The 7,240-nt window shown below is 61.0% G+C and carries 5 protein-coding genes and 1 pseudogene; 1 reads left to right on the top strand and 5 read right to left on the bottom strand.

Going from position 1 to position 7,240, the window contains the following annotated elements:
- Nucleotides 1-192: 192 nt before the first annotated feature.
- Nucleotides 193-351, top strand: a pseudogene (locus tag OP498_RS17925) (ISAs1 family transposase); the annotation flags it as partial.
- A 96-nt stretch (nt 352-447) separates the two neighbouring features.
- Here OP498_RS17925 and gtdA read toward each other — a convergent pair.
- From gtdA to OP498_RS17900, 5 genes are all read right to left on the bottom strand, one after another.
- Nucleotides 448-1,497 carry a gentisate 1,2-dioxygenase gene (gtdA, locus tag OP498_RS17920; protein WP_280554701.1) on the bottom strand — a complete coding sequence of 350 codons (1,050 nt, stop codon included), beginning with the start codon at nt 1,495-1,497 and terminating at the stop codon, nt 448-450.
- A 49-nt stretch (nt 1,498-1,546) separates the two neighbouring features.
- Nucleotides 1,547-2,737: a 3-hydroxybenzoate 6-monooxygenase gene (locus tag OP498_RS17915; RefSeq protein WP_280554698.1), complete on the bottom strand. Its 1,191-nt coding sequence runs from the start codon at nt 2,735-2,737 to the stop codon at nt 1,547-1,549.
- A gap of 112 nt (nt 2,738-2,849) precedes the next feature.
- The gene (locus tag OP498_RS17910; RefSeq protein ID WP_280554695.1) at nt 2,850-4,820 is read right to left on the bottom strand and encodes an aconitate hydratase; all 1,971 of its coding nucleotides are present in this window, start codon (nt 4,818-4,820) and stop codon (nt 2,850-2,852) included.
- A gap of 52 nt (nt 4,821-4,872) precedes the next feature.
- Entirely contained in the window at nt 4,873-5,799 is a 927-nt protein-coding gene (locus OP498_RS17905; protein WP_280554693.1) for a hydroxymethylglutaryl-CoA lyase, read from the bottom strand.
- Between the two features lie 27 nt (nt 5,800-5,826).
- Nucleotides 5,827-7,032, bottom strand: a complete 1,206-nt coding sequence (locus OP498_RS17900; RefSeq protein ID WP_280554690.1) for a CoA transferase — start codon at nt 7,030-7,032, stop codon at nt 5,827-5,829.
- Between the last annotated feature and the right edge of the window lie 208 nt (nt 7,033-7,240).

Below are 7,240 nucleotides of genomic sequence, written 5' to 3'. Positions count from 1 at the left end.
TTCACCGTTTTACCTGATAGCGAAACTGATGGTTGAGGAGCCGGGTGCGTCAATCGCGCATGCCCGGATCTGAGGGGGGCCGGGACGAGCAATCGCCCGGTCTACCCGACCTCCCCGTCGTTGGATGACGGGGGTAGCGTAGGGGGTCAGGCGGCTTCAAGAAATGACGCGCCGGAATGGCCGCTTACGGCACGAACGGCATACGCTGGGCATAACCTGGCTACTCTCAAGCGGTTGACGCTCAATCTGATTCGCCTGGATCCCGCGCCTCGCAAGGGGAGCTTCAAGACCAAGCGAATCATTGCGGCCACCTCAGTCGATTATCGCGCCCATCTACTTGGCCTGGAATGAGAAGCCTTCTTTATGTGGGATTGCCCTGGGCTGCCGGTTCACGGATTCAGGATGGAATCAGCCTTTATCTCGAGGATCAGGATAGGTTCGTAGTAATCACTCTACGCCACGCGCCTCACGCCAGATGCCCAGCTTCTGTTGAGCGACTCGGTCAGAGTAGCTGAACAGCACAGCATCTGCATCAGCCTCGTGAACAACCTCATACCAACTGGGTATAACAAAGATATCCTTAGGCTTCCAATCGAAGGTCTTACCGCCAATTATGGTACAGCCGGAGCCCTCTACAACACTGAACACCGTGGCATCGGTGGAGCGATAGGCAGCGGTCTTGAAGCCTTTAGGCAATAGCTGTACGAAGGGTGCGATCGTCGGCATGGCGAAGCCACCATCCACCGGATTGATGTAGCACATCTTCAAGCCATGACATGGGTCCCACTCGTCACCCTGACGCATGGTTTCAAGCGCCTCACGAGTTCGTGCATAAGGGTAGTTGAAGATAGGCGAGGCGAGCCCCTTCTTCTCATAATCCACCGGTAGCATATTGGCACCATAGCGAGCTTCTGAATCGCCAGTAGGCTTGGTGATATCTTGGCTGTCATCACCAAACCCCTCAGCGAAAGATGCATCAAATAGCGATAACATAGGAATATCTAGGCCGTCCAACCAGATCATCGGTCTGTCGGACTCGTTACCGTGATCATGCCAAGCCCAAGGTGGAGTAATTACAAAGTCTCCTTCATTCATGATGGTACGTTCACCGTTTACAGCGGTACAGGCACCACCACCATCCATCACAAAGCGCAGTGCTGATTGGCTATGGCGATGGGCTGGAGCAACCTCGCCGGGTAGTACTAGTTGCAGACCAGCATACAGTGATGTGGTAATACGGCTCTGGCCTGAAAGGCCAGGGTTCTCTAGGATCAAGACGCGGCGCTCGGCCTCCTTGGCAGTGATCAACTCACCGGCTTCCAGCAGCAGCTTCTTGGCGACGCCGAAGTCCCAAAGGTGCGGCTGGCAAGCGCTTTTGGGAGTAGGAGTAATGATATTATTGAGAACATCCCACAGAGCACGGAAGTCCTGCTTAGCAATCTTCTCGTAGTAGGCATCCCGCTCAGGTGAGCTTTGCGGCTTTTCAGTAAGAGACATAGGACTCATCCTCCAGGGTATTAATTATAATTTTATTAGTGATTGTTGATTACTGAGAAACGTTGCTTAACCCAGTACCACTGTACAACCAATCAACCTGACTAAAGAAGTTTTCTGGTCTCATATTTCCCATAACTTCATTCCTCATCTCTGCATGCCCTCCGCTAGCATGGTAAACATAGTCACCCATCAGACGTGAATATGTTTGTACACGGGCCGTGCGGGCGAAGCGGTCATTGCGATAGGCCTCGAAGGCCTCGCCGAGATCCTGCCTGTCGCCGAGGTGATAGGAGAGGCAGACTGCGTCTTCCAAGGCCATACAGGCGCCCTGCGCCATGTACTGCAGCATAGGGTGAGCGGCGTCGCCAAGCAGCACCACGCGGCCATCGATCCACTGTCTGTTGGGATCGCGATCGCACAACACCCACATCTTCCAGTCCTCGCCGTACTCGATTATCTGACGCGGGCGTTCAGCGATATGGGCGAAGCCGCGATGAACTTCCTCCTTGGTGACCGGCTGGCCGGCTACTGGCTCCGGAGCGTCGTTGTGGTAGGTCACCACCAAGTTGTAGACCTCACCACCTTTTAGGGGGTAATGGACGATGTGACACTTGGGCCCGGCCCACAAGGTCATAGTGTTCCAACGCAACTCTTCTGGCATCTGCTCGGTAGGGATCACCGAGCGATAGGTGGTGTGCCCGGAGACGCGGGGGGCGCCGTCACCGATCACCTTCTGGCGAATGGGCGACCAGAGACCCTCAGCGCCGATCAGTGCTCGGCCTGAGCAGCCCTCGCCACCAGCGAGGATGACGGTGACACCGTTCTCATCCTGCTCATAGTCCTCGACACGGGAGTTGGTGCGCAGCTCGACCAGCCCATTAGCCTCGCAGGCGTCCAGCAGCGCTTTGTGCAGGTCGGCACGGTGCACAACAGCGTACGGGTTGTTGAAGCGCTCACGGAACTTCTCATCTAGGGGGATAGCCGCGATCCGGCAATCCTCCATGGCATCCATCAGCAGCAGGCTATCGATATAGACCGCCTTTGCGCGGACCTTGTCGCCGACACCCAGGTAGTCGAAGGCGTGGAAGGCGTTGGGGCCGATCTGGATGCCGGCACCGATCTCGCCCAGCTCGGGGGCCTGCTCCAGAACCAGGGAATGGATGCCTTGACGGGCCAGGCCTAGGGCCGCGGCAAGGCCGCCGATGCCGCCGCCGGCGATAATGATGATGTCTTGCGTCATGGTGCACCTCTCTTGTTTTGGGTCGAGCGTCTAGCGGAAGATTGTCACTACCCAAGTAATAAAAATCATCCAAACCCTAAACTCAAATCATCGAAAACTTTACCGTACCTCCTCATTCATAGATTTCATCGCACCTACTTCTCACATGATTTATCACCCCGCCAACTGCTAAAAGATTACGCTGCCGCTCACTTAAACCATGCCTCAACCAAACCTCCCTTTTTTCAGATATCTGCGCAACCACCTTATCGCCAGAACCAAGCTGAGAAAAAACATCTCTAATTACTAAAACATCCCCTTCACTCAACCTGTCAAAATCAGACTCATCCACAAAACTAAGTGGCAGAACACCAAAGCACACTAAGTTCTGCCAGTGAATGCGGGAAAAACTCTTAGCTATGACGACTTGTAATCCCAGATATCGTGGAACTAGCGCTGCATTTTCTCGACTGGAACCTTGACCATAATTATGGCCGCCGACGATAGCATGTCCGCCCACCTCCCGGGTCTCCTCGGCGCGTCTGGCATAGTCCGGATCCACCGCCTCAAAGGTGAACGGCGCCGAGGCGTAGACACTGCTCCAGTAGGGCATCACCCGCTGTCCCGCCGGCATGATGTCGTCGGTGGAGATATTGTCGCCGGTGACTAGCAACACAGAAATTTCTAGAGTGTCGGGCAGAGGTGAGAGCTCCGGCAGTGTCGGGGTATTGTCGGTCTTTTGCAGGGGCTTGAGGCGCGCCTCGGCCGGCTGCAGAGGCGCAGTGAACAGCTCCCAGTTGACCACCATCCGGCCCGGCTCGTCGATACGCGGATAGACCATATCGAGGTTTCGGGGGTCGGTGATCACGCCGGAAAGCGCCGAGGCGGCGGCGGTCTCGGGGCTGCACAGGAAGACGCTATCCTCCCGGGTGCCGGAACGCCCCGGGAAGTTGCGCGGCACGGTGCGCAGGCTATTGAGACCCACCGCAGGCGCCTGGCCCATGCCGATACAGCCGTTACAGCCGGTCTGGTGCAGCCGTGCCCCGCTGGCCACGAGGTCCCCCAGATACCCCTCACGGATCAGGGTGGTAAGCACCTGGCGCGACGAGGGGTTGATATCCAGCGAGACGCCGTCGGCGACAGTGCGGCCGCGCACCATCTTCGCGACTACCGCAAAGTCACGGTAGCCTGGGTTGCCGGAGGAGCCGATATAGGCCTGGTGCAGCGGTTCGCCGGCCACCTCGCGCACCGGCACCACCCTATCAGGGCTCGACGGCAGCGCGATCATCGGCTCCAGGCGCGAGAGATCGAGGGTCTCCTCCCAGTCATAAGTACAGCCCGGCTCCGCGGCCAGCGGCTTCCACTCCGCCTCCCGCCCGCGGGCGGCCATGAAGCGGCGAGTCTCCTCGTCGCTGGGGAACACCGTGGCCGTGGCACCTATCTCGGTACCCATGTTGGCCAGCACGTGACGATCCATGGCGGAGAGTCCGTCGAGCCCAGGTCCGTGGTACTCGATGATGGTGTTCTTGCCGCCCGCCACGCCGTGGCGTCGCAGTAGTTCAAGCACTGCGTCCTTGGACGAGACCCAGTCTGGCAGGCGGCTCTCCAGGCGGATGCCCCAGATCTCCGGCATGGTCAGGTAGAGGGGCTCGCCGGCCATGGCCATGGCCACCTCGATGCCGCCAGCACCGATGGCCAGCATGCCCAGCGAGCCTGCCGCGGTGGTGTGGCTGTCGCAGCCGACGATGGACTGGCCCGGTACGCCGAAGTGCTCCATATGCACCGGATGGCTGATGCCGTTGCCGGGACCGGAGTACCAGATCCCGAAGCGCTCGCAGGCGCTCTTCAGGAACAGGTAGGCCTCGGCGTTGAGGTTATCGGCCTGCACCAGGCCATGGTCGATGTACTGCACGCTGGGCTCGGTGCGCACCCGGTCGAGGCCCATGGCCTCCAGCTCCAGCATTACCAGGGTGCCCAGCACGTCCTGCAGCAGAGCCTGGTCGATGCGCAGGGCGATCTCACTACCGGGGGTCATCTCGCCCTCCACCAAGTGATCGCGAATCAGCTGCTGGGCGAGGTTCAGGGGAGTGGATGAGGTCGTCATTGTCGTCGGGCTCATAAGCAAGATGTCAATAGGGCCAGCCTGGTTGTGCGAATCAACGGGGCGGCATCTGATAACGTCTGTTGGCCTTCCCGGCCTTCACCACCTGCCCGGGGGTATCGTGGCCCACCAGGGACGGGAGCATAGCTGAGGCCGCCAGCAGGGCATCGAGATCGACGCCGGTGGGCACGCCCATCTGCTCGAACATGTGCACCAGGTCCTCGGTGCAGACGTTACCTGTGGCGTCGGGAGCGTAGGGGCAACCGCCGAGCCCCCCCAGGGAGGCATCGAAGCGGAGGATGCCCGCCTGCCAAGCGGCAAGCGCATTGGCCAGGCCCATGCCGCGGGTATTGTGGAAGTGCAGGGTGAAGGGGGTGTCGGGGAAGCGCGCCTGGGCCGCCCCGCAGAGCCGCGCCACCTGGGCCGGATTGGCCATGCCGGTGGTGTCGCAAAGGGTCACCCCCTGCACGCCCAGGGCCAGCTGACCCTCGACCAGCTCGAGCACGCGGGCCTCGGGTACCTCGCCCTCGAAGGGGCAGCCGAAACTGGTGGAAAGCGAGGCGTTGATAAAGACTTCGCGCCCGCCTGGATGGGCGCGTACCGCCTGGACGATGGCGGCAAACTGCTCGAGAGACTGCTCCGGCTTCATGCGCAGGTTGGCGAGGCCGTGGGAGTCGCTGGCCGACATCACCAGGTTAACCTCGTCGACGTCGCAGGCCAGCGCCCGTTCGGCCCCCTTGACGTTGGGCACCAGCACGGTGATGGCGACGCCCTGGCAGCGCTGGATGCCGGCGACCACCTCAGTGGCGTCGCGCAGATGTGGGATCGCCTTCGGCGACACAAAAGAGGTGGCCTCAATGCGCGCCAGCCCTGTGGCGGAGAGTGCGTCGATCAGGCGGACCTTGTCCGCGGTGGGCACGAAAGTCGCCTCGACCTGGAAACCGTCGCGAGGTGCCACCTCGTTGATCTGCAGCTGTGTCATCACGTTTATCCTGGGTCGTTTACGGGATCAGATGATTCCGGCGTCGCGCAGCTTAGTGCGGGTCGCCTGGTCGATGCCCAGCTCGTCGAGCACCTCGTCTGTATGCTGGCCCAGCGCCGGCCCGCCCACCCCCAGCCGGCCCGGCGTAGCGCTGAGCCGCGGCAGCACTCCGGGCACCTTCAGCGGCTTACCGTTGGGCCGGGTGATGGTCTGGATCATCTCACGCGCCAGGTAGTGGGGATCGCTGGCGATATCGGCGGCGGTATAGGGGTAACCAGCGGGCACCCGGGCGTCGTCCAGGGCGGCGAGGATGGTGTCTCGCTCGCGCTCCACCGTCCACGCCTCGATGGCCGTGTCAATGCGCTTGGCCTGGCGGCTACGGCCGTCGTTGTGAGCGAGATCCGGGTCCTCGGCGAGATCCGCCCGCCCGATCACCCCCATCAGGCGCTTGAAGATGCTGTCGCCGTTCCCGGCAATCAGCACATAGTCGCCGCTACGGGTCCGATAGGCGTTGGATGGCGTGATGCCCGGCAGGACGCTGCCACTGGGCTCGCGCACCTGGCCGGTGGCGTCATATTCGGGCAGCAGGCTCTCCATCATCGCGAACACCGACTCGTAGAGGGCCACGTCAATCTGCTGCCCGAGGCCGCTGCGCCCTCGTTCTTGCAGCGCCAACAGGGTGCCGATTACCGCGTAGAGGGCGGAGAGGGAGTCACCGATGCTGACGCCGACCCGCACCGACGGCTTGCCGGGCTGACCAGTGAGGTAGCGCAGCCCGCCCATGGCCTCGCCGATCACCCCGAAACCGGGCTTGTCGCGGTAGGGGCCCGTCTGACCGAAGCCAGAGACCCGCACCATTATCAGCCCCGGGTTGTGCTCGGCCAGCGCCTCGTAGCCCAGCCCCCAGCCTTCGAGGGTGCCGGGGCGAAAGTTCTCCACCAGCACGTCGGCTTCGGCAGCCAGTCGCCGAACCATCGCCTGGCCTTCCTCGCTGCGCAGGTCCAGGGTCATGGAGCGCTTGGTGCGGCTCTGCACATCCCACCAGAGCGAGGTGCCATCCTCGATGATTCGCCACTTGCGAAGGGGGTCTCCGGTACCGGGAGGCTCGACCTTGATTACGTCGGCGCCGAACTCGCCCAGCAGCTTGGTGGCGAAGGGCCCGGCGATCAGCTGGCCAAGCTCGAGAACCTTGAGTCCGGCCAAGGGCAGTGGGCGATTGGGCACGAGGGGCATGGAGTCTCCTGAGCATGTGGTTGTTGAAATAAAGAATGCGCCACCCCAGAACCCTTTTACAATTAGGGAATGAGCAACCAAGGCTTCACCAAAAGCGAACCTGATTACTCATGTTGATCAGCCACCATTCCGCCAGCTTGTCCTATACTGAGGTTATATCCAGTAGAGGAGGTGACGTCATGGCACGCAACCCGATCCAGTTTCAGCC

The sequence above is a fragment of the Halomonas sp. 25-S5 genome (genome assembly GCF_029889845.1).
Lineage (GTDB): Bacteria > Pseudomonadota > Gammaproteobacteria > Pseudomonadales > Halomonadaceae > Halomonas.
This window is presented reverse-complemented; position numbering and strand designations above follow the sequence as displayed.